Consider the following 252-nt stretch of genomic DNA (forward strand, 5'->3'; position numbering starts at 1 on the left):
GAGTTTGCCCATCTGGTTGATCACCCAGTCGGCCTTACCGGTCTTGCCCTTGGGTTGTACCTTCTGAGCTTCAATGAACTTGCGTCGTGCATGGGCCCAGCAACCGGCGTGCATTATGCCGTTACGTGTAAGCGAGCCATTAACCACATCTGGGCAGGCGTCGCTCAGCCGGGTAATGTGTCCTTCCAGTGCCAGGGCAGCAGCGTGGTGAGCTCGTCGTCGTTGAGCGTGGGCAATGTTTCGAAGACGTAC

The 252-nt window shown here is 57.5% G+C and carries 1 protein-coding gene; it reads right to left on the reverse strand.

The annotated features are described in order from the left end of the window. On the reverse strand, window positions 1–252 hold a 252-nt coding region (locus M8006_RS18040; RefSeq protein WP_250084614.1), incomplete at both ends, for an IS66 family transposase.

This window comes from Halomonas llamarensis, assembly GCF_023555005.1.
Taxonomy (GTDB): Bacteria; Pseudomonadota; Gammaproteobacteria; order Pseudomonadales; family Halomonadaceae; genus Vreelandella; species Vreelandella llamarensis.